The organism is Pseudomonas sp. B21-019, from assembly GCF_024749225.1.
Classification (GTDB): domain Bacteria; phylum Pseudomonadota; class Gammaproteobacteria; order Pseudomonadales; family Pseudomonadaceae; genus Aquipseudomonas.
On record NZ_CP087193.1, the window covers coordinates 328,441 to 347,759 of the forward strand.

Annotated in this window: 19 protein-coding genes, 1 tRNA gene and 1 pseudogene; 9 read left to right on the forward strand and 12 right to left on the reverse strand. The window is 59.9% G+C overall.

Annotated elements, in window-relative coordinates; all coding sequences use genetic code 11:
- Window positions 1-452 precede the first annotated feature (452 nt).
- Window positions 453-1,844: a GABA permease gene (gabP, locus tag LOY36_RS01465; protein ID WP_258672026.1), complete on the forward strand. Its 1,392-nt coding sequence runs from the start codon at window positions 453-455 to the stop codon at window positions 1,842-1,844.
- A gap of 71 nt (window positions 1,845-1,915) precedes the next feature.
- Here the strand turns inward: gabP and LOY36_RS01470 are convergent, their stop codons facing one another.
- From LOY36_RS01470 to LOY36_RS01485, 4 genes and pseudogenes are all read right to left on the reverse strand, one after another.
- Complete coding sequence (locus LOY36_RS01470) at window positions 1,916-2,368, reverse strand: hypothetical protein (protein WP_019651463.1); 453 nt, start codon at window positions 2,366-2,368, stop codon at window positions 1,916-1,918.
- Window positions 2,369-2,374: 6 nt separating this feature from the next.
- The gene (locus tag LOY36_RS01475) at window positions 2,375-2,791 is read right to left on the reverse strand and encodes a hypothetical protein (protein WP_019581792.1); all 417 of its coding nucleotides are present in this window, start codon (window positions 2,789-2,791) and stop codon (window positions 2,375-2,377) included.
- A 37-nt stretch (window positions 2,792-2,828) separates the two neighbouring features.
- Window positions 2,829-3,803 (reverse strand): alpha/beta fold hydrolase, encoded by a 975-nt coding sequence (locus tag LOY36_RS01480; protein ID WP_258672029.1) that lies wholly within the window; start codon window positions 3,801-3,803, stop codon window positions 2,829-2,831.
- Window positions 3,804-3,896: 93 nt separating this feature from the next.
- Window positions 3,897-4,547, reverse strand: a pseudogene (locus LOY36_RS01485) (DUF1016 N-terminal domain-containing protein); the annotation flags it as partial.
- Window positions 4,548-4,810: 263 nt separating this feature from the next.
- On the opposite strand from LOY36_RS01485, the gene LOY36_RS01490 reads away from it, so the two are divergent.
- Complete coding sequence (locus tag LOY36_RS01490; protein WP_019651459.1) at window positions 4,811-5,260, forward strand: hypothetical protein; 450 nt, start codon at window positions 4,811-4,813, stop codon at window positions 5,258-5,260.
- 85 nt (window positions 5,261-5,345) lie between these two features.
- On the opposite strand, the gene LOY36_RS01495 is transcribed toward LOY36_RS01490, so the two are convergent.
- From LOY36_RS01495 to LOY36_RS01515, 5 genes are all read right to left on the reverse strand, one after another.
- Window positions 5,346-5,421 (reverse strand) — tRNA-Phe (locus LOY36_RS01495).
- 103 nt (window positions 5,422-5,524) lie between these two features.
- Complete coding sequence (locus LOY36_RS01500; RefSeq protein ID WP_018929219.1) at window positions 5,525-5,797, reverse strand: oxidative damage protection protein; 273 nt, start codon at window positions 5,795-5,797, stop codon at window positions 5,525-5,527.
- Window positions 5,794-6,861, reverse strand: a complete 1,068-nt coding sequence (gene mutY / locus LOY36_RS01505) for an A/G-specific adenine glycosylase (RefSeq protein WP_019651458.1) — start codon at window positions 6,859-6,861, stop codon at window positions 5,794-5,796. Before mutY ends, LOY36_RS01500 begins: the two co-directional genes overlap by 4 nt.
- Window positions 6,858-9,092, reverse strand: coding sequence for an AsmA family protein (locus LOY36_RS01510; protein ID WP_258672031.1), 2,235 nt, complete (start codon window positions 9,090-9,092; stop codon window positions 6,858-6,860). Before LOY36_RS01510 ends, mutY begins: the two co-directional genes overlap by 4 nt.
- A gap of 77 nt (window positions 9,093-9,169) precedes the next feature.
- Window positions 9,170-9,574 (reverse strand): PanM family protein, encoded by a 405-nt coding sequence (locus tag LOY36_RS01515; RefSeq protein ID WP_258672032.1) that lies wholly within the window; start codon window positions 9,572-9,574, stop codon window positions 9,170-9,172.
- Window positions 9,575-9,844: 270 nt separating this feature from the next.
- Between LOY36_RS01515 and LOY36_RS01520 the strand changes: the two genes are divergently transcribed.
- The 7 genes from LOY36_RS01520 (at window position 9,845) to LOY36_RS01550 (ending at window position 15,655) form a co-directional block, all read left to right on the forward strand.
- Window positions 9,845-11,506: an OFA family MFS transporter gene (locus LOY36_RS01520; RefSeq protein WP_258672033.1), complete on the forward strand. Its 1,662-nt coding sequence runs from the start codon at window positions 9,845-9,847 to the stop codon at window positions 11,504-11,506.
- A 271-nt stretch (window positions 11,507-11,777) separates the two neighbouring features.
- Complete coding sequence (hisB, locus tag LOY36_RS01525; RefSeq protein WP_007939452.1) at window positions 11,778-12,371, forward strand: imidazoleglycerol-phosphate dehydratase HisB; 594 nt, start codon at window positions 11,778-11,780, stop codon at window positions 12,369-12,371.
- On the forward strand, window positions 12,371-13,009 hold the full coding sequence (gene hisH, locus LOY36_RS01530; RefSeq protein WP_258672034.1) for an imidazole glycerol phosphate synthase subunit HisH: 639 nt from the start codon (window positions 12,371-12,373) through the stop codon (window positions 13,007-13,009). The genes hisB and hisH overlap by 1 nt, the downstream gene beginning before the upstream one ends.
- Entirely contained in the window at window positions 13,010-13,267 is a 258-nt protein-coding gene (locus tag LOY36_RS01535; protein ID WP_008005317.1) for a DUF2164 domain-containing protein, read from the forward strand.
- A gap of 42 nt (window positions 13,268-13,309) precedes the next feature.
- Window positions 13,310-14,047: a 1-(5-phosphoribosyl)-5-[(5-phosphoribosylamino)methylideneamino]imidazole-4-carboxamide isomerase gene (gene hisA / locus LOY36_RS01540; RefSeq protein ID WP_007939449.1), complete on the forward strand. Its 738-nt coding sequence runs from the start codon at window positions 13,310-13,312 to the stop codon at window positions 14,045-14,047.
- A gap of 9 nt (window positions 14,048-14,056) precedes the next feature.
- Window positions 14,057-14,827: an imidazole glycerol phosphate synthase subunit HisF gene (gene hisF, locus LOY36_RS01545; protein WP_018929212.1), complete on the forward strand. Its 771-nt coding sequence runs from the start codon at window positions 14,057-14,059 to the stop codon at window positions 14,825-14,827.
- A gap of 72 nt (window positions 14,828-14,899) precedes the next feature.
- A complete protein-coding gene (locus LOY36_RS01550) occupies window positions 14,900-15,655 on the forward strand; it encodes an ABC transporter substrate-binding protein (protein ID WP_258672036.1) in 756 nt (251 codons plus the stop codon).
- 54 nt (window positions 15,656-15,709) lie between these two features.
- Here the strand turns inward: LOY36_RS01550 and LOY36_RS01555 are convergent, their stop codons facing one another.
- The 3 genes from LOY36_RS01555 to LOY36_RS01565 are packed head-to-tail and all read right to left on the reverse strand — an operon-like array spanning window position 15,710 to window position 19,140.
- Window positions 15,710-16,492: a divergent polysaccharide deacetylase family protein gene (locus LOY36_RS01555; protein WP_019650822.1), complete on the reverse strand. Its 783-nt coding sequence runs from the start codon at window positions 16,490-16,492 to the stop codon at window positions 15,710-15,712.
- A 1-nt stretch (window position 16,493) separates the two neighbouring features.
- Window positions 16,494-17,813, reverse strand: coding sequence for a S41 family peptidase (locus LOY36_RS01560; protein ID WP_018929208.1), 1,320 nt, complete (start codon window positions 17,811-17,813; stop codon window positions 16,494-16,496).
- A 34-nt stretch (window positions 17,814-17,847) separates the two neighbouring features.
- Window positions 17,848-19,140, reverse strand: coding sequence for a murein hydrolase activator EnvC (locus LOY36_RS01565; protein ID WP_019581805.1), 1,293 nt, complete (start codon window positions 19,138-19,140; stop codon window positions 17,848-17,850).
- Between the last annotated feature and the right edge of the window lie 179 nt (window positions 19,141-19,319).

Genomic DNA, 19,319 nt, shown 5'->3' on the forward strand with positions numbered 1-19,319 from the left:
ACGGTAAACGGATGGCGTGTGGCAGGTTGTCGCATCGGTACAGCAGACTGTCGCGCTGCTATCAACCGAACAGCCGTTTGAACCCGATGGGGTGCGGCTGCCCGTAAAAAAGGGCGCGATGTTGCCAGCTTTGGCGGGGTGTTGGAAGCGTTAACCGGCCAAACGTTCCTGATCCGCACTTTTATTGTGCGAGGGGTGATTCCGGGGTGTGTTTCTGGTGCGCTGTTTCGTTACTAAAGTGGGTCGCCAGGTAACGCTCTGGCGAATTGCCATTAATCTCAATGACTTGCGATAACTACCCGGTCAGGCTGAGAGCCCCGAGGTTGAGGAGTTTGCAACATTTTGGCGCAATTATTGCGTGCAGAATACGAAACGCCCTGTTGGTTTCTTTTTACGAGAAGGAACGCCAAACGGGATGCACGCTTCCGCTTTTCCTTACAAAGGTAGTTTTAATGAGCAGTTCCCAAAGCTCCAATGGCCTTGAACAGGGGCTCAAACCGCGTCATGTGACCATGCTGTCGATCGCCGGGGTTATCGGTGCCGGCCTGTTCGTCGGCTCCGGCCACGCCATCGCCGCTGCAGGCCCGGCCGTGCTGTTGGCCTACGCTGCCGCCGGTGCGCTGGTGGTTCTGGTCATGCGCATGCTCGGCGAGATGGCCGTTGCATCGCCAGATACAGGCTCCTTCTCGACGTATGCCGATCGTGCGATCGGTCACTGGGCCGGTTTCACCATCGGCTGGCTCTACTGGTGGTTCTGGGTTTTGGTGATCCCGCTGGAGGCTAACGCTGCCGCGACCATTCTGCATGCCTGGTTCCCGAACGTGGCGATCTGGGCCTTCACCTTGGTTATCACGTTACTGCTGACAGTGACCAACCTGTTCAGCGTGAAGAACTACGGCGAGTTCGAGTTCTGGTTCGCCCTGGTCAAAGTCGTTGCGATCATCGGCTTTATCGGTCTGGGCATTCTGGCGATCTTTGGCTTCTTGCCAACAAGTCAGGTCAGCGGCGTGTCGCACCTGTTCGACACTCAAGGCTTCCTGCCAAACGGCATGGGCGCGGTGCTGGGCGCTATCTTGACCACCATGTTTTCCTTCATGGGCACCGAGATCGTGACCATCGCGGCCGCGGAATCGAAGAACCCTGGCCAGCAGATCTCCAAGGCCACCAACTCGGTCATCTGGCGGATTGGCTTGTTCTACCTCGTCTCCATCTTCATCGTTGTGGCCTTGGTGCCATGGAACGACCCGATTCTCGCCAGTGTTGGTTCTTACCAGACTGTGCTTGAGCGCATGGGTATCCCGAATGCCAAGCTGATCGTTGATATCGTGGTTCTGGTTGCGGTCACCAGCTGCCTGAACTCCGCGCTCTACACCGCTTCGCGCATGATGTTCTCGTTGGGCAAGCGCGGCGATGCGCCGGCCGTTTCCCAGCGCACCAATAGCAGCGGCACGCCTTATTGGGCCGTGATGCTGTCGACCGCTGCGGCATTCCTTGCAGTCTTCGCCAACTACGTGGCCCCGGCTGCCGTGTTCGAGTTCCTGCTGGCCAGTTCTGGCGCCATCGCGTTGCTGGTGTACCTGGTGATCGCGTTTTCGCAACTGCGTATGCGCAAACAGCGCATGGCTCGCGGTGAAAAAATCGCCTTCAGCATGTGGCTGTTCCCGGGCCTGACCTACGCGGTGATCGTATTCATCATCGCGGCCCTGACCATTATGTTGTTCCAGGAAGCGCATCGCGTGGAGATCCTCGCAACTGGCTTGCTGAGCGTGTTGGTGGTGGCAGCCGGTTTGATTGTGGCTCGCCGTCGCAAGCTGCAGAAACTGGGCGCGGTGGTGCTGAACTGATTCGTACCGCGTAACGAAAAACGGCCGCTGTCAGTGATGACAAGCGGCCGTTTTTGTTTCTGAGGGGATGTTTACTCGCCCTTTTCTTCCTGCGCATCCAGCGACTGACGATAACTGTCCAGTGCATCGCCAAAGTCGGTGATGAATTGCGGATCGGTCAGCCAGGCCTGGGCGGCATCGCGGTCCATGCCATCGGCCCACATGCGGTAGTCGATCAGCATGTCGGCGGCCAGGTGCGTGGCGGCCATGGCTTCGTTGTCGGCGTTTTCCATGTCCAGCAGTTCTGGATGGTCGCTGATGATGCCGGCGAGGTTCGACAGCAAGGTCAGCAGCATGTCGTTGCGGCTGGTGGCTTCGGCGTCACGCATTTTGCTGAACATCGCCAGGGTGTATTCCGGGATCGGCTCGCCGATCTCACCCAGGTCATCGTTCAGATCGGCAGGCTTTCTGCCGACCATGCGGATCTGTTTGGCTTTGGCCTTTGCGCGTTTGGCGCGTTTCTGTTGCTTATTCAGGGATGCCATGGGAACTCAGTGGGTTTTCTGTTGGGTTTGGGCCGCGATGGCGTCGGACGCCGCCACGTAATCAGCCTGGAAGGCCGGTGATTCGATCCACGCCAGTGCACCGGCCTCGTCGGTCTCGGTGGACCATTGGCGGTATTCGATCAGCGCTGCGAGGATGAAGTCCATCGCGCCTTCTTCGCCTTCCTGTTCGTACACCAGCTCCAGCAACGGGTCTTCAAGGAAGGCTGTGCACATGGCCTGCTGACTGGACTTTTCGGCGTCGATCATTTTTTTGAACAGTTCGGTCAGGTCCACCGATTCGAAGTCGATGCGATCGTCGTTCGGGTCCAGCTCGACCGGCGCGGCGGCCCGCTGGGTGCGGTTCTGCTTGGCCTTGGCTTTGGCGCGGGAGGCGCGTTTGTTCTGCTTGTTGGCGGAGGCCATGGGCGTCGTTCCGTATTTCGTTGAGAGGGTGCATCAATCAGTTGCGTGGCACTCGCCGCCCGGGTGTATCGGGGGCCAGCTCGCCGGTCTGCAGCCAGGACAATGCAATGGGCCATAGTGTGGCTTGGTATGCGCTGCGAAAAAAGGCGAAATGTCCGACTTCTTCTTCGCCGATGTCCTCAGGTGTGATTCTCAGGTGGGTATTTGTACTGCCGGTGAAGTAGCCAAGCAGGCGTTCTATGGCTGGAATCGTGCCGTAGGGATCGTCGCTGAGGCTGATGGCCAGGGTTTGTGCGCTGACGTTGGCGAAGGGCAGTCGACCGGTTCTGGCGTGGATGAGGCGACCGCTGGGGCGTTTCTCATATCGGTTGCTGGGCGTGCTCCAGTCGCGAACCACGCCAGCGGGGGTGTCTTCGAGCCAACCCAGGCGTTTGCCGGGGAAGTAGCCGCAAAGCATCGTCATCAACGGCATCACCACGTGCCACTTGGCGAACATCCGCCAGCGATGAGCGGGGGCGTAGTCGCGCCAGTAAGCGAACTGCGCGCCCACTGTCACCAGGCGTCGGATCAAATGCCCGGAGGCCCCCAGCCCCGCAGCACAGCCGCCGAAGCTGTGGCCGACGACATTGATGGGTTGTCCCGCAAATTCGCGTTGCGCTCTTTGCAGCATCGCCTCGAAATCCAGCGCGCCCCAGTCGGACCATGAGGCCTCGAGCCCTTTCAGCGATGCGGGACGCGACTCGCCGATGCCACGGTAGTCATAAGTGATCACATCAAAGCCGTTGGCGAACAGGTAATCGGCGAAGCGCGAATAGTGCCGGCAACGGACAGAGGTGGCGGCGTTGATGATCACCACCGGGCGAGTTGGGTCTTGATGGGTGTGCCGCCAGGTGAAGCCGCCAAGGAGGAAACCATCGGCGGCGGGTTCCTTGAAGGATTCGCCGGGTGTGCGGGTGGGCAACGGCAACTCGAGTTGCGTCGGGGCCAGTGAGGGTATGTCCTGTAAGTTCATCGGCTTTGAACCTTTGCGACGAGTTACTCACCATAGTCGTCATGCCGTTTATGAACAATCTGCCCGCGCTTATCGGGGGCGCTTGAGTAACCGTTCCTCAAGCACCGCCCGTTCCCGATTCAGTTCTGCATGAGATTCCTCCTCGCTCAGGCCCGCATTGGGCAAGCCGAGAAACTCCAGTAGCACGGGGTCCCGGATAAAGTCCCGAGGGCTGGCGTTGATTTGCTGGATGTTGGTGGCGGCTTCCTGTTTGACGGCAGACCGGTCGCGGCTCGCCAGCAGGCGTTCGTAGTAGAGGGTGTTGATCTGGCGCTCGAGGGCGCGACTTGACCAGTTCTGGAGTGCTGATTCGTTCATGTACCAGTGGCGAGCGTTGTCGTTGTCGACTCGCAGCAGCCTGCGGTAGTGGGTCCAGCTCAATTCGTGACGCAGTGCGTCACGAATCGGGAATGCTTGATAGAACTGGCGCATGTAGCGGAGATTGGAGGCGTCGAAGCCTTTCCCAAACTCCGCTGTCAGTGTATGCGCCAATGTCGACAGCAGCTGCTTGCCATAAGCCGCCCGCCGAGCCCCTTCCTGCTCGAACTCCACGATATGCCGGCCGATCTGCCAACAGGTTTGCACCTGAACGGTATCGACCGCGCGCAGCACCTTTTGGCGCGCGTCACGGATCAGCTCGCCCAGACTGCCGAGCAGTGAAACCATTTGTGGATCTTGAGTGTTATCGGGTTTGAGGAGGCTCATGACATCTTCCGCATCTGGAGGGAACAGGCGCAAGAGGATGGCAAGAGAGCGATAGTCAGCGATGCCGGGCGCTGCTGATAAGTCGGAAGGAATTACCGGATTCGTCTTGCAGGACACCACCGACTACAGCTCGTACTTGAGGAGCAAATCGTGTAGTCCGATTCGCAGTGAACCCAATTCCGAATCGATCTAAAACTTGAGTATTCGGCGATAAATCTAAAAGGAGTAACGAGTGGGTTCTACGTAACCCGGGAGTCGCCATCATGAAGTACGTCCATTCATTCATGCTGCCCATCGCCGCTGTCGGCCTACTGCTGTTGCCAATCGCGCTTAACGCCGCCAGCCTTGAGCCAATTGACAGCTCGGCCGTGCAAGTCCAGCAGCAACAACAAAACGGGATTACCTACCTGTCCGGGGGGATTGGAGAGGACGAGGCTAAAGCCATTCAGCAAACCAAGGGCTACAACCTGCACATGACATTCTCCACCGGGCCTCAGGACGAATACGTTCCCGATGTGGATCTGGTTATCCAGAAAGCCGCAGGGCAGACCGTGCTGACACTGAGTGAGGCTGGACCGTTGGTTTACGTTCAGCTGCCTGCCGGCAAGTACACCGTTGTCGCCACGCATAAAGGTGAGGTGCGGCGTGATACAGCGGATGTAGGCAGTGGTGCCGCTCGCAATCTGGTTTTCCACTGGGGCGGTCAAAACTAGTCAGGAGAGGTGGCTTGCGTGATGTCCGATCAAATCGCAGGCATAAAAAAAACCCTGAATCTTGCGATTCAGGGTTTTCGGTATTTGGTGCCCAGAGACGGAATCGAACCGCCGACACGGGGATTTTCAATCCCCTGCTCTACCGACTGAGCTATCTGGGCAACGGGGCGCATTAAACGGGTTTTTCAGGGGGTCGTCAAGCAAGTTTTCAAAAAATATTTAATTATTACCGTCGCTTACGTGCCGACCCCGGTTTTTGATCAATTATTGAGCAGGCGGAACGTAGCCTTCAGCCTTGGCGTATTCCTCGCCGGAAAAGTATTTGTCCATCTCACCCTGAAGGTATTTGCGGTCTTCGGCGTTCATCATGTTCAGGCGTTTTTCGTTGATCAGCAGGGTCTGGTGTTTCTGCCAGTCGGCCCAGGCCTTGGCCGAGACGTGGTCAAAAATGTCCTGACCTTTTGCACCCGGGAATGGAGCGCGCTCCAGGGCGGGCAGTTCTTCTTTGTACTTGCGGCACATGATGGTGCGGGTCATGACGACTCTCCTGCGTTCAATACGGCGGCCGCGCGCTCGAGCAAGGTTTTGACCGGGGCGGCAAGGCCCAGGCGCGGCGGGGTGGCGAGGTTATACCAGAGCCAGTCGGCCTCGGCCACGTGATGGCCGGCCTCCTGGACCTGCACCAGCCAGGGTTCGATGGATAATTGAAAGTGGCTGAAGGTGTGCACCAGGCTCGGCAGTGCCTGCTGGCTGCCCAGTTCCAGCGAGTGCTGCGAAGCCAGATGTTGCAGGTCGTCGAGGTCGTCGAGTTCCGGCAGGCTCCAAAGACCGCCCCACAGGCCCGTGGAAGGGCGTCGGTAAAGCAGAATCGCGCCGTCGCCGTTGGCGAGCATCGGCATCAGCGTGCGCTTCTGTGGCACGGATTTGCGTGGCTTGGGGATCGGGTAGCGGGTTTCCAGGCCGAGCATGTGTGCTTCGCAGCCCTTTTCCAGCGGGCAGAGCAGGCAGCTCGGCTTGCTGCGGGTGCAGAGCGTGGCGCCCAGATCCATCATCGCCTGGGTGTAGGCGTTGACCCGATCATGTGGCGTGAAGCGCTCAGCGTTCGCCCACAGCTGTTTGGCGACCTTCGGCTCGCCCGGATAACCCTCTTGCGCAGTAAAGCGCGCCAGCACCCGTTTGACGTTGCCGTCGAGGATCGGCGCGCGGATACCCATGCTCAGGCTGGCAATCGCCCCGGCGGTGGACAGGCCGATACCCGGCAGCTCGGTGAGTTTTTCCACATCACGGGGAAACTCGCCGCCATATTCGGCGACCACAATCTTCGCGGTCTTTTGCAGGTTGCGCGCGCGAGTGTAGTAACCGAGGCCGGTCCACAGGTGCAGTACTTCGTCTTCCGGTGCTGCGGCCAGGGCTTCGACGGTTGGCAGCGAGGCCATGAACCGGTCGAAGTAGTTCAGCACCGTGCTGACCTGGGTCTGCTGCAACATGATTTCCGAGACCCACACCCGATAAGGGGTGATGCCCTGTTGCCAAGGCAAATCGTGGCGGCCATGGCGGTCGTACCAATCCAGCACGGCCGTTGAAAACTGCTCGGCTCTCATCGCTTGAACAGCCCCTTGAGCGCGTTTTTCAGTTCCGGGCTGACTTTATCGCCAAGCTTCTCGTCGATTTTTTCGCTGATGCGCTCGCCGGCCAGCTTGCTGGCGACCTGGCTCATGCGTTCGCTGTCGAGGCGGCAAGCCTTGGCGCCCAGCTCCAGCGGGCCACGGCAGCGCAGCGGCCATTCAATGCCGACGAATTTCTCGCCGACCTGACAAGCCGGGTCCGGCATGTCGCTCTTGTCGCCTTCGACGATGATGCCCAGGCGGTAATCCATGCCCAGCACCCGCAGGTCGATGTCGCCGTTACCGTTCACGGTCATGCCCGGGACGCGCACTTTCAGGTCCGGGTTATTGGCCACGCCGTTGCGCAAAGTCAGGTTGCCCTTGAGCTCCTCGAAGGGCGTGTCCTTGCCCCGTGGTTCGCCACTGAGGGTTTTGCGATTCAGGGTGGCGATGCCTTTGCACAGTTGTTGCTCAAGGTTGGCATTGAGCAGCATGCCGTTGTTGATGACGAAGCTGGCGTTGCCGTTGAGACTGTCGATCAGCGCGCTCTCGCTATTGCCACTGCCGGTCAGGGTGCTGTTGAGCGTGACCTGGCCTTTGACCGGTGGATTTTTCCCCTGGCCCTCGAGGATTTTCTCCACCGGCACGTTGTTGATGCGCGTCTGCATGTTCAGTGTCGGCACTTGCTGGCGCACATCCAGGGTGCCCTTGGCTTCGAAGTTACCGTCGTACAGATCGCCGCGCAGGTTCTCCAGGGTCAGCAAGCCGCCCTGGCCGTTGGCCTTGAGCGCCGCGTTCTGGATCGGCAGTTTGTCGAGGGTCAGTTGGCCGAAGGTCAGGTCGGCATCCACGTCGAGTTTGCTCAGGCGCTCCACCGGGAACAAGCGGTCGCTGCTCCACGGGCCTTTGGTCGGTGATGGCGGCAGCGGTGTGCTGCCAGGGCCGGCCAGGGCATCGGCTTCGGTGCTGGCCACTTCGGCCTTGCGGACCTGAGTTGCGCTGTTGGCTTCGGCGGATTTCGGCGGCAGGTAACGGTCGACGTTGAAGGTGTCAGCCTTGAGGGTTGCCCGCAGCGATTGCTTGGCGAAGTCTTCAATGGCGATGCGGCCGCTGAAGTTGCTGTCGTCAAGTTTCAGGTTGATGTTATCGAGCGACAGGCTGGTCGGCGTGCCGGCAACCTGGCTGACCAGTTCAACTTTGCTCAGGCTACCTTCGGCCATCGCCGGGAGTTTCTGGCCGATGCTGTCGACGAATTTCGCCAGATCGAATTGGGCAATCGACAGGCCACCGCTGATTTGCGGGGTCTTGTCGAGGTCATTGGCTTTCAGTTCACCCAAGGCGCGCAACTGGTTGGCGGAGATCTTGATGCCAGTCCATTCGGCGACGTTGGCGGCCTTGTCCAACAGCAACTGACCTTGAGCGGCGAAGGTCATGGTCTTGCCTTGCAGCGGATCGCCAGCGACTTCGCCGGAGAGTTTCATGTCTTCGAACTTGTAGCGTTGCAGCGCCCGCTCGAAGCGCAGCTCGCCAGCCAGCTCGGTCCGCACCCGCAGAACTGGTTGGTTGGTGCCCAGGAACGCCGTGAGTTTGACCGGGATGTTGGTTGAGTCATGGACCGGGCCGGTACTCAGCTGGATGCTTTCGGCGCTGAACTGCTTGCCGGTTTTCTCGTCGTTGTACTCAACGCGGGCGTTGTTGACGGTCAGGCTGTCGATGTCCAGGCGGACCGGCTGAGCCGGTTTTTCGGCCTGGGCGGTGGTCGTTGGCGCGGGTTCGCCGGTAGTGGCGGGCGTTGTGGTGGAGGTCGTCGCAGCCGCAGGCGCCGGCACCTTGCCGATGTCTTCCCAGTTGCCGTGGCCGTCCTTGTCGCGGTTCAGGCGCAGGTTCAGGCCTTCGACGCGCACATCGCTCATCTGCACTTCGCGGCGCAGCAGCGGAATCACACGGACCGACAGACCGAGCATCTGCAGGTCAGCAAACGGCTCGGTGGGCTTGGCCAGGGTCGCCACACTGGCTTCGTGCAATTCCAGGCCCAGCCAGGGGAACAGGCTCCAGCCGATATCGCCATTGAGCGTCAGCTCGATGTGGGCCTTGTCGCGGGCAATCTGGCGAATCTCGTCTTTGTAGTCGTTGGGATCGAAGAAGTGGGTCAGGGCAAAGCCCAGCGCCACAATGATCAGCAACAGCCCGAGAAGTACCAGACCCAGGATTTTGCCGAACGCTTTCATGGGCGAGTCCTTGTATTAGTCGAATTCGAAATTTAGCCGGGGAGTATAGCGCCCCGAAGTGGCTGCCCGGTCAGCGATCATGTCGGGAGCACATCCAGCGGCACTTTCAGCTTAGCCGCCAGCGCCTGGGCTTCTAGGTGCCCGGCGGGCGCCAGCAGGCGCAATGTCGCGCCCGATTGCACCGCCATTTTCTGCGCTTCGCTTACCAGGCGCTCGGCAACACCACGGCGGCGGGTGATTTTTCGTACGCATAAATGGGACAAATGCCAGGTGTCATGGTGCCGTTGCAGACGTGCCGCACCCAGCAGCCGATCGTTGAAGCGTCCAGCGATCAGAGAGCCGTCCCGCAAGCAGCTTTCGATCAGCTCAGCATTGCCTGTAAATGGCGCAAACAGCCAGTCCGGGGCGTCGCGGTAGATCTTCTGCAGATCTTGCTGATCCTGATAAGTGGCCTGGTTCAGCAGCTCGACAATGATCGGCATGGAGATTCCTGTGAAGTTGAACGGAGCCATTCCCCGTACGCGTGAAAACAATGTTCATCCAGTGGTACGAGATCAGATGACATACAAAAGGTGATGTCAGTTTGGTTTTTCTGTCACGTGCAAATGGTAACCTCTGCCCGTTCGTCCGTCCTTCTGCGACGTGATGTCGCACCAAAATGAAGCTTCACCTAACAACAGTCATGTCTGCGTGCATAAAGGCTGGGGGTGAGGAGCGGCTGGCGAACCCTACTAATAATTGGGGGAAACACCATGACTACGAGCATCACGGCGGACGGCTTTGCCGACCGGCCCGCGTTCCTGTCCAAGGAACGCATCATCGCCAAGCCCGGTTTTAACCGTTGGCTTGTACCACCGGCCGCTCTGGCCATCCACCTCTGCATCGGCATGGCCTACGGCTTTTCGGTGTTCTGGCTGCCGCTGTCCAAGGCCCTGGGCGTCACCAAAGCCGTGGCTTGCGCGCCGGACATGAGCTTCATCGCTCAGGTATTTTCGTCGCAATGCGACTGGCCGATCTCGATGCTCGGCTGGATCTACACCCTGTTCTTCATCTTCCTGGGTTGCTCGGCAGCGATCTGGGGCGGCTGGCTCGAACACGCAGGCCCACGCAAGGCAGGTGTTGTATCGGCACTGTGCTGGTGTGGCGGTCTGCTGATTTCGGCGCTGGGGGTCTATACCCACCAGATCTGGCTGATGTGGATCGGCTCCGGGGTCATTGGCGGTATCGGCCTGGGACTGGGCTACATCTCGCCGGTCTCGACCCTGATCAAGTGGTTCCCGGACAAGCGCGGCATGGCGACCGGCATGGCGATCATGGGGTTCGGTGGCGGCGCGATGGTCGGCGCTCCACTGGCTGCGGCCCTGATGGGCCACTTTGCTTCGCCAACCAGCGTCGGTGTATGGCAGAGCTTCCTGGTGATGGCCGCGATCTACTTCGTGTTCATGATCGGTGGCGCGCTGTCCTACCGCGTTCCGCCAACCGGCTGGAAGCCTGAAGGCTGGACGGCTCCGGCGAAAAAAGCTTCGAACGCGATGATCACTCACCGGCACGTCCACGTGAATGTGGCGTGGAAAACCCCGCAATTCCGTCTGGTATGGCTGGTGCTGTGCCTGAACGTTTCGGCGGGTATCGGCATCCTCGGCATGGCTTCGCCGCTGTTGCAGGAAGTGTTCGCCGGTAAATTGCTTGGCAACGACCTGACGTTCGGTCAACTGGACGCTTCGCAACTGGCCTCGATCGCCGCCATTGCTGCCGGTTTCACCGGTCTGCTGAGCCTGTTCAACATCGGCGGCCGGTTTTTCTGGGCTTCGTTCTCGGACTACCTGGGCCGCAAAAACACCTATTTTGTGTTCTTCGCCCTGGGTTTCGCCCTGTACTCGCTGATCCCGAACCTCGGTCACCTGGGCAGCGTTGCGCTGTTCGTGGCGGCGTTCTGCATCATCCTGTCGATGTACGGCGGTGGTTTTGCGACTGTTCCTGCCTACCTGGCGGACCTGTTCGGTACGCAAATGGTCGGCGCGATCCACGGTCGTCTGCTGACAGCCTGGGCGGCGGCGGGTGTGTTGGGGCCGGTGTTGGTGAACTACCTGCGTGAATATCAGCTGAGCATCGGCGTCGAACGTGCCGCGGCATACGACATCACTCTGTACATCCTCGCGGGCCTGCTGGTGTTGGGTTTCATCTGCAACCTGCTGGTGCGCCCGGTGGCGGACAAGTACTTCATGACCGACGCCGAACTGGCCGCCGAACAGGCGCTGGGCCACGACAAGGGTGCTGACGCCAGCACCGTGCTGGAGTGGAAAGCGGATGCGGGCACCAAACCATTGGCGGTGGCTGCGTGGCTGGTTGTAGGGATTCCGTTGGCGTGGGGTGTTTGGGTGACCCTGCAGAAAACCGCTGTCTTGTTCCACTAAGAGACACTTTGTGCCTGACATGTGTGGTGTCAGGCACATTGGGTTTATGCCCGAAAAGATCGCAGCCTTCGGCAGCTCCTACGGTCAGCGTGTGGACTCGGTCGGTGTAGGAGCTGCCGAAGGCTGCGATCTTTTGCTTGTATGGACATGTCTATCCCCGACGGCACGGGGTTCACTCCGTCAGTGATATCACCTCCCGTGTTTCTGTTTAGCGCCCGCGACCCTATAATGGCTGCCTTTTTCGCCCCAATGATTTTTTGCGGAGCTGGTGATGGCCGAACGTATGGCGTCTGTCGAGCGCGACACTCTGGAAACCCAGATCAAAGCCTCGATCAACCTGGATGGCACCGGAAAGGCCCGATTTGATATCGGTGTGCCTTTTCTTGAGCACATGCTGGACCAGATCGCCCGTCACGGGCTGATCGACCTGGATATTGTCAGCAAGGGCGACCTGCATATCGACGACCACCACACGGTGGAAGACGTCGGTATCACCCTGGGTCAGGCCTTCACCAAAGCCATCGGCGACAAGAAAGGCATCCGTCGCTACGGCCACGCCTACGTGCCGCTCGATGAAGCGTTGTCGCGTGTGGTGATCGACTTCTCCGGCCGTCCTGGCCTGCAGATGCATGTTCCGTATACCCGCGCTACCGTCGGTGGCTTCGACGTTGACCTGTTCCAGGAATTTTTCCAGGGCTTCGTCAACCACGCCAACGTCACCCTGCACATCGACAATCTGCGTGGGCACAACACCCACCACCAGATCGAGACCGTGTTCAAGGCTTTCGGCCGCGCCCTGCGCATGGCCGTGGAGCTGGATGACCGCATGGCCGGGCAAATGCCTTCGACCAAAGGCGTTCTGTAATGCAGACGGTCGCGGTTATCGATTACGGCATGGGCAACCTGCACTCGGTGGCCAAGGCCCTCGAGCACGTCGGTGCCGGCAAGGTCTTGATCACCAGCGATGCCGACGTGATTCGCGAAGCCGACCGGGTGGTATTCCCCGGTGTTGGCGCGATTCGCGATTGCATGGCGGAGATCCGTCGCCTGGGCTTCGATTCGCTGGTGCGTGAAGTCAGCCAAGACCGTCCATTCCTCGGCATCTGCGTGGGCATGCAAGCCTTGCTCGACAGCAGCGAAGAGAACGACGGCGTCGACTGCATCCGCATGTTCCCGGGCCAGGTGAAGTTCTTCGGCAAAGATTTGCACGAGGACGGCGAACACCTGAAAGTGCCGCACATGGGCTGGAACGAAGTGAAGCAGACGGTGAGTCACCCGCTGTGGCACAACGTACCGGACCTGGCGCGTTTCTACTTCGTGCACAGCTACTACATCGCTGCCGGCAATGCGCGGCAGGTGGTCGGTAGCGGTCACTACGGGGTCGATTTCGCTGCCGCTCTGGCCGATGGCTCGCGTTTCGCCGTGCAGTTCCACCCGGAGAAGAGCCATACCCATGGCCTGCAATTGCTGCAGAACTTCGCTGCGTGGGATGGTCGCTGGTAAATGGCTGTCAAGAAGAAGCCGCCGATCCTGACCCTCACTCCCGAGCAGGAGAGCGAGGCCAATCACAAGATCAAACGCTTCATGGAAGACCGCTTCGAACTGGACCTGGGTTCGTTCGAAGCGGCTGAAATCCTTGAGCTGTTTACCCGCGAAATTGCTCCGCACTATTACAACAGGGCGATTTTCGATGTGCAGACGCACCTCAAAGAGAGGTTCGAAAGCATCGAAAGCGACCTGTGGGCGCTCGAGAAAAACTGATTTCCGAGCGAAGCTGAACACTCGAATTTGAAGGTTTGCCAGATGCTGATTATTCCCGCTATCGATCTCAAAGACGGTGCCTGTGTTCGTCTGCGCCAGGGCCGCATGGAAGATTCCACAGTGTTCTCCGATGACCCGGTGAGCATGGCTGCCAAGTGGGTGGAGGGCGGTTGCCGTCGTCTGCATCTGGTCGACTTGAATGGCGCGTTCGAAGGCCAGCCGGTCAACGGCGAAGTGGTCACCGCCATCGCCAAGCGCTACCCGAACCTGCCGATTCAGATCGGCGGCGGTATCCGTTCCCTGGAAACCATTGAACACTACGTGAAAGCTGGTGTGAGCTACGTGATCATCGGCACCAAGGCCGTGAAAGATCCGGCCTTCGTCGCTGAAGCCTGCCGCGCGTTCCCGGGCAAGGTGATTGTCGGCCTCGATGCCAAAGACGGTTTTGTCGCCACCGACGGCTGGGCTGAAATCAGCACCGTGCAGGTCATTGACCTGGCCAGGCAATTCGAAGCCGACGGCGTGTCCGCGATCGTTTATACCGACATCGCCAAAGACGGCATGATGCAGGGCTGCAACGTCTCTTACACCGCTGCTTTGGCTGCTGCGACGAAGATCCCGGTCATTGCATCCGGCGGTATCCACAATCTGGGTGACATCAAGTCGCTGCTCGACGCCAAGGCACCAGGCATCATCGGCGCCATCACCGGCCGGGCGATCTACGAAGGCACCCTCGATGTCGCTGAAGCGCAAGCTTTCTGCGATTCGTACAAAGGCTGAGGACTCACCATGGCGCTGGCCAAACGCATCATCCCTTGCCTGGACGTGGATAACGGCCGGGTGGTCAAGGGCGTCAAGTTCGAGAACATTCGCGATGCCGGCGACCCGGTGGAAATCGCCCGTCGCTACGACGAGCAGGGTGCCGACGAGATTACCTTTCTCGACATCACTGCCAGCGTCGACGGCCGCGACACCACGCTGCACACCGTCGAGCGCATGGCCAGCCAGGTGTTTATCCCGCTGACTGTGGGCGGTGGCGTGCGTACCGTGCAGGACATTCGCAATCTGCTGAACGCCGGTGCGGACAAGGTCTCGATCAACACCGCTGCAGTGTTCAACCCGGAATTCGTCGGCGAAGCGGCGCAGCATTTCGGTTCGCAGTGCATTGTCGTCGCGATTGACGCCAAGAAAGTTTCCGGTCCGGGCGAACCCCCGCGCTGGGAAATCTTCACCCACGGTGGTCGCAAGCCAACCGGCCTCGACGCCGTTGAGTGGGCGAAGAAAATGGAAGGTCTCGGTGCCGGCGAAATCCTGCTGACCAGCATGGACCAGGACGGCATGAAAAACGGCTTCGATCTGGGTGTCACCCGCGCTATCAGTGATGCGCTGGGGATTCCGGTGATCGCCTCCGGTGGTGTCGGCAACTTGCAGCATTTGGCCGACGGTATTCTTGAAGGCCACGCCAGTGCGGTATTGGCGGCGAGTATTTTCCACTTCGGCGAATACACCGTTCAGGAAGCCAAGGCCTACATGGCCCATCGCGGAATCGTGATGCGTTAAACATACAGGCCAGTGGACAGCATGGCGGGCTCAGGGCACTCTTGGGCACGCCATGGATTCCGGTAGCCCGACATGCTTAAACGACTTCTTCTTGCCCTCGCTAGTGCTTCTCTGTTGTTCATCAACGGAGTTCACGCCGAAGAAAGTCCCGACACCGGCCTGGTGCTGCTGACGGAAAACTTCCCGCCGTACAACATGGCGAAGAACGGCAAGAACTTTGCCCAGGACGAGAACATCAACGGCGTCGCCGTGGACATCGTCCGCGAGATGTTCAAGCGCGCCAATATCCCCTACAGCCTGACGCTGCGTTTCCCTTGGGAGCGAATCTACAAACTCGCCCTGGAAAAGCCCGGTTATGGCGTGTTCGTAATGGCGCGGCTGCCGGACCGCGAGAAACTCTTCAAGTGGGTCGGCCCTATCGGCCCGGACGACTGGATCATGCTGGCCAAGGCTGATAGCAAAATCACCCTGGAATCGCTGGATCAGGCGCGTAAATACAAGATTGGCGCCTACAAGGGCGATGCGATTGCCGAGACATTGGCCAAGCAAGGGCTGAAGCCGATTGTGGTGCTGCGCGACCAGGACAATGCGAAGAAGCTGGCTAACGGTCAGATCGATCTGTGGGCTACGGGTGATCCGGCGGGGCGTTACCTGGCGCGGCTGGACGGGGTGACCGGGCTCAAGACCGTGCTGCGCTTCAATAGCGCCGAGCTGTACCTGGCCCTGAACAAGGACGTGCCGGATGAGACCGTGGCCAAGCTGCAGGCTGCGCTGGATCAGTTGCGCAAGGAAGGTGTGGTGGACGACATCATGGGGCGGTATCTCTAGACCGCAACACCGAGCCTTGTAGCTTACGCAAAACACTGTGGGAGGTGCGGCAAGTTAGCGGTAGACGCCATCTTTGCCATGAGCAGCCGTCGCACGATTGCCGCGCACGCTGATCATCAATTTGATGTCGATCCAGTCAATTCCCTGTGCCTTGAGCTTGGGCAACTCACGCTCCAGCACCGCCAGAGTCTGCGGATACGGATGCCCGATCATCACCGCAGAGCCCTGCTTGCGCGCCAGGCTGATCGCCGTCTGTAGCTGTGTGAAGATCGCCGCTTCGGTGGGCTCGTCATCCAGAAACACATCCCGCGAAACACTTGCCAGGCCAATCTTCTGCGCCTCGGCGGCGGCCACGGTTTGCGCACTGGTGCGGCTGTCGACGAAGAATTTGTGCTTACGCTGCAAGTCCGCCATCAGCCAGGCCATGGCCGGTTGCTGAGCGGTCATGCGGCTACCCATGTGGTTATTGATGCCGGCGGTATAGGGCACCATGTTGAACGCGGCGTTCAGGCGCTTTTCAAGTTCTTCGATGGGCAACTCGGGATGCCAGGCGAATGGTCCGGTGGCCGGATCCATGGGCATATGCAGAATGACAGTCTTGCCGGCGCGATGGGCTTCGCGGGCGAATTCGGTGGCGTGGGGTGTATCGGGCATGATTGCCGTGGTGACCGGGCCGGGCAGGGCCAGCACGCGGCGATCCCGGGGCAGGTTCTGCCCCAGGTCATCGATGATCAGGCTCAGATAAGCCTTGTGAGGTGTGGTCGCTGTCGTGGCAGGTGCTGCGTGAGCAACTCCCGCCAGACTGCACAGCAGACCGAGTAGTAACCGCAGGCGCATCTCAGTGGCCGCGGGTGATGCTCAGTCCTTTGAGCAGGCTCAGGGCCTGGGCCAGCTGGTAATCGTCATCCTGCGGCATGGCCTTGGCTTTGCCGCCCGAACCGCTCGGTTTGTCGGCGCCGCCGTTGCCATTGCCCAAGTGACCTTGCAGATCGGCTTCCTTGAAGTAATCGCCGTCCTGCTCGTTGGTGATCTTGGCCTTGCGCACTTCGATGTCCGGGACAATGCCCTGAGCCTGAATCGAGCGGCCGTTCGGCGTGTAGTACAGCGCCGTGGTGATTTTCAGTGCGCGGTCGTTGTTCAGCGGCAACACGGTCTGGACCGAACCTTTGCCGAAACTGGTGGTGCCCATGACCACCGCACGTTTCTGATCCTGCAGGGCGCCGGCGACAATTTCCGAGGCCGAGGCGCTGCCACCGTTGATCAGCACGACCATTGGCACGGCTTCGCTTTCGTCCTTGCCGGTGGCGGAGAAGCGCAGTTCAGAGTTGGCGATGCGGCCCTTGGTGTAGACGATCAGGCCCTTGGTGATGAAGTGGTCGACCACTTCCACCGCCGATTGCAGCACGCCGCCCGGGTTGTTACGCAGGTCGAGGACGATGCCGCTGAGCTTCTTGCCGTTGTCCTTGCGCAGCTTGGCCAAGGCCTTGGAGACCTCTTCGCCGGTCTTGACCTGGAACTGGGTGATGCGGATGTAGCCGTAGCCGGATTCCAGCAGCTGGCTCTTGACGCTTTTCACCTGGATGGTGGCGCGGACCAGGGTCACGTCGAACGGAGTGCCGCCATCGCGGACCAGGGTCAGGGTGATCTTCTGGCCGATCTTGCCGCGCATCTTGTCCACGGCTTCGGTCATGCTTTGGCCGCGAGTCGGCTGGCCGTTGATCTTGACGATGAAGTCGCCGGCCTGGATGCCAGCCTTGGAGGCTGGGGTGTCATCGATAGGCGAGACCACTTTGATGAAACCGTCTTCCGCGCCGACTTCGATGCCCAGGCCGCCAAATTCGCCACTGGTGCTTTCCTGCAATTCAGTGAAGTCTTCCGGGCCCAGGTAGGCGGAGTGCGGGTCGAGGTTGCTGAGCATGCCTTTGATGGCGTTTTCCAGCAGGGTCTTGTCATCTACCGGTTCTACATAGGCTGCCTTGATCCGGTCCATGACTTCGGCAAAGGTGCGCAACTCGTCCAGCGGCAATGGCGCCTTGGTGGTCGCAGCAGTGCCGGCAGGCGCGACCGCCGGGGCCGGTTGAGCGGCAAACGCCAGAGGCGCGCCGATCACCAGGGCGATCGTCAGAGCCAGCGAGGTAAGGCGGGACAAATGCAGCATGTCGAACGAACTCCTAATGTAGGTGACTCAACGCCTATCCTTGCGCGCGGCACCATTGCGCCGGGTCACTCGGGTGACCCTGCTGACGAATAGCGAAATACAGCGCTGGTGTGTCCTGCCCGCCACTGTTACCGACAGTGGAGATGGACTCACCGGCTTTTACCACGTCACCCGCAGACTTGAGCAGCGTCTGGTTGTGACCGTAAAGACTCAAAAAGCCGTTGCCGTGGTCGAGAATCACCAGCAGCCCGGCCCCACGCAGCCAGTCGGCAAACACCACGCGACCGCCGTGCACGGCATGCACCTGGCTGCCGGCGGAGGCGCTGATCATCACGCCGTCCCACTTGGTGCGGGCATCGTCGCCACGGGTTTCACCGAAGCGTGCCAGCAGTCGACCATCAACCGGCCATGGAAGTTTGCCGCGAGTCGAAGCAAAAGGACCGCCGAAGGTCTCGCCTGAACTTGAAACCAGGGCACCGGGCGTCGATTTGGCGGGTTTGCGTGGGGCGTCGCTGGCGTCTGCTTCAGCCTGAGCCTCACGTAACCGCTTTTTTTCGGCTTCCTGCTGGGCGATCAGCGCTTTTTGCCGCGCTTCTTCTGCCTCTCGGGCCTGACGAGCCAGGGTTTCTTCAATGGTTTTAAGGACTTTAGACAGGTCTGCCTGATCCTGCTCGCGGGCGGCCAGTTTCTGGTCGCGAGCCTTCACGTCGTCATTGAGCTTGGCCAGGACTTGCTGGCGCTCCTTGCGGACCTTGTCGAGTTCGTCGCGCTGGCTGTCGAGGCTGCTTTTCTGCACCAGCAATTGCGCTTGCTGCATGGAGATGTCTTTTTCGACATTGGCCAGTTGGCGCAGGGTTTCGTTGAAATTCTTCAGCTGCTCCAGGCGGGCCTGGCTCAGGTAGTCGTAATAGGTGAGGGTGCGGGCGAATTTTTCCGGGTTCTGCTGGTTGAGCAGCAGTTTCAGGTACTCCTGGCGGCCATTCTGATAGGCCGCGCGGGCCTGGATGGCGATCAGTCGTTGCTGTTCAACGCGCGCGCTCTGGAGTTTTTTTTTCTCGGCATCGAGTCGCTGCAGCTCGGATTCGCTTTTCTTCAGCTCTTTTTGCAGCGCCTCGACCTGCTTCTCGAGCTTGCCCATCTCGGTTTCGGTGCCTTTGAGGTCTTTCTGCACCCCGGACTTTTCTTCCTGCAGCTTGCCCAGCAGCTTTTTCAGTTCGGCAATGTCCTGACGCGTGGCGTCCAACTGTTGTTGGGTTTGCGTGCGCTCGTCGGCAAAGGCCGGTTGGAGCAGGCATGTCAGAGCGAGGGCTATCAGGACGCGAAGCATAGAGGCGGGCGACACCAGGGAAAGGGACGGCCTAGTATGCCCGCCCCACGCTGCAAAAAAAACGCCCAATTGGGACTGTGTGATAACTGGAGTGAAAACCAATGGGGGAGCGAGCCTGTGTGGCGAGGGGGCTTGCCCCCGTTGGGTCGCGAAGCGGCCCCAAATTTTGCAATTGCGGT

Coding starts and splice junctions, on each gene's coding strand:
- gabP (WP_258672026.1), top strand. CDS start 453: ATGAGCAGTTCCCAAAGCTCCAATGGCCTTGAACAGGGGCTCAAACCG.
- LOY36_RS01560 (WP_018929208.1), bottom strand. CDS start 17,813: ATGCTGCATTTGTCCCGCCTTACCTCGCTGGCTCTGACGATCGCCCTG.
- LOY36_RS01535 (WP_008005317.1), top strand. CDS start 13,010: ATGGCTGTCAAGAAGAAGCCGCCGATCCTGACCCTCACTCCCGAGCAG.
- hisH (WP_258672034.1), top strand. CDS start 12,371: ATGCAGACGGTCGCGGTTATCGATTACGGCATGGGCAACCTGCACTCG.
- hisF (WP_018929212.1), top strand. CDS start 14,057: ATGGCGCTGGCCAAACGCATCATCCCTTGCCTGGACGTGGATAACGGC.
- LOY36_RS01555 (WP_019650822.1), bottom strand. CDS start 16,492: ATGCGCCTGCGGTTACTACTCGGTCTGCTGTGCAGTCTGGCGGGAGTT.
- LOY36_RS01490 (WP_019651459.1), top strand. CDS start 4,811: ATGAAGTACGTCCATTCATTCATGCTGCCCATCGCCGCTGTCGGCCTA.
- hisA (WP_007939449.1), top strand. CDS start 13,310: ATGCTGATTATTCCCGCTATCGATCTCAAAGACGGTGCCTGTGTTCGT.
- LOY36_RS01480 (WP_258672029.1), bottom strand. CDS start 3,803: ATGAACTTACAGGACATACCCTCACTGGCCCCGACGCAACTCGAGTTG.
- LOY36_RS01565 (WP_019581805.1), bottom strand. CDS start 19,140: ATGCTTCGCGTCCTGATAGCCCTCGCTCTGACATGCCTGCTCCAACCG.
- LOY36_RS01475 (WP_019581792.1), bottom strand. CDS start 2,791: ATGGCCTCCGCCAACAAGCAGAACAAACGCGCCTCCCGCGCCAAAGCC.
- LOY36_RS01500 (WP_018929219.1), bottom strand. CDS start 5,797: ATGACCCGCACCATCATGTGCCGCAAGTACAAAGAAGAACTGCCCGCC.
- LOY36_RS01520 (WP_258672033.1), top strand. CDS start 9,845: ATGACTACGAGCATCACGGCGGACGGCTTTGCCGACCGGCCCGCGTTC.
- hisB (WP_007939452.1), top strand. CDS start 11,778: ATGGCCGAACGTATGGCGTCTGTCGAGCGCGACACTCTGGAAACCCAG.
- LOY36_RS01515 (WP_258672032.1), bottom strand. CDS start 9,574: ATGCCGATCATTGTCGAGCTGCTGAACCAGGCCACTTATCAGGATCAG.
- LOY36_RS01470 (WP_019651463.1), bottom strand. CDS start 2,368: ATGGCATCCCTGAATAAGCAACAGAAACGCGCCAAACGCGCAAAGGCC.
- LOY36_RS01510 (WP_258672031.1), bottom strand. CDS start 9,092: ATGAAAGCGTTCGGCAAAATCCTGGGTCTGGTACTTCTCGGGCTGTTG.
- LOY36_RS01550 (WP_258672036.1), top strand. CDS start 14,900: ATGCTTAAACGACTTCTTCTTGCCCTCGCTAGTGCTTCTCTGTTGTTC.
- mutY (WP_019651458.1), bottom strand. CDS start 6,861: ATGAGAGCCGAGCAGTTTTCAACGGCCGTGCTGGATTGGTACGACCGC.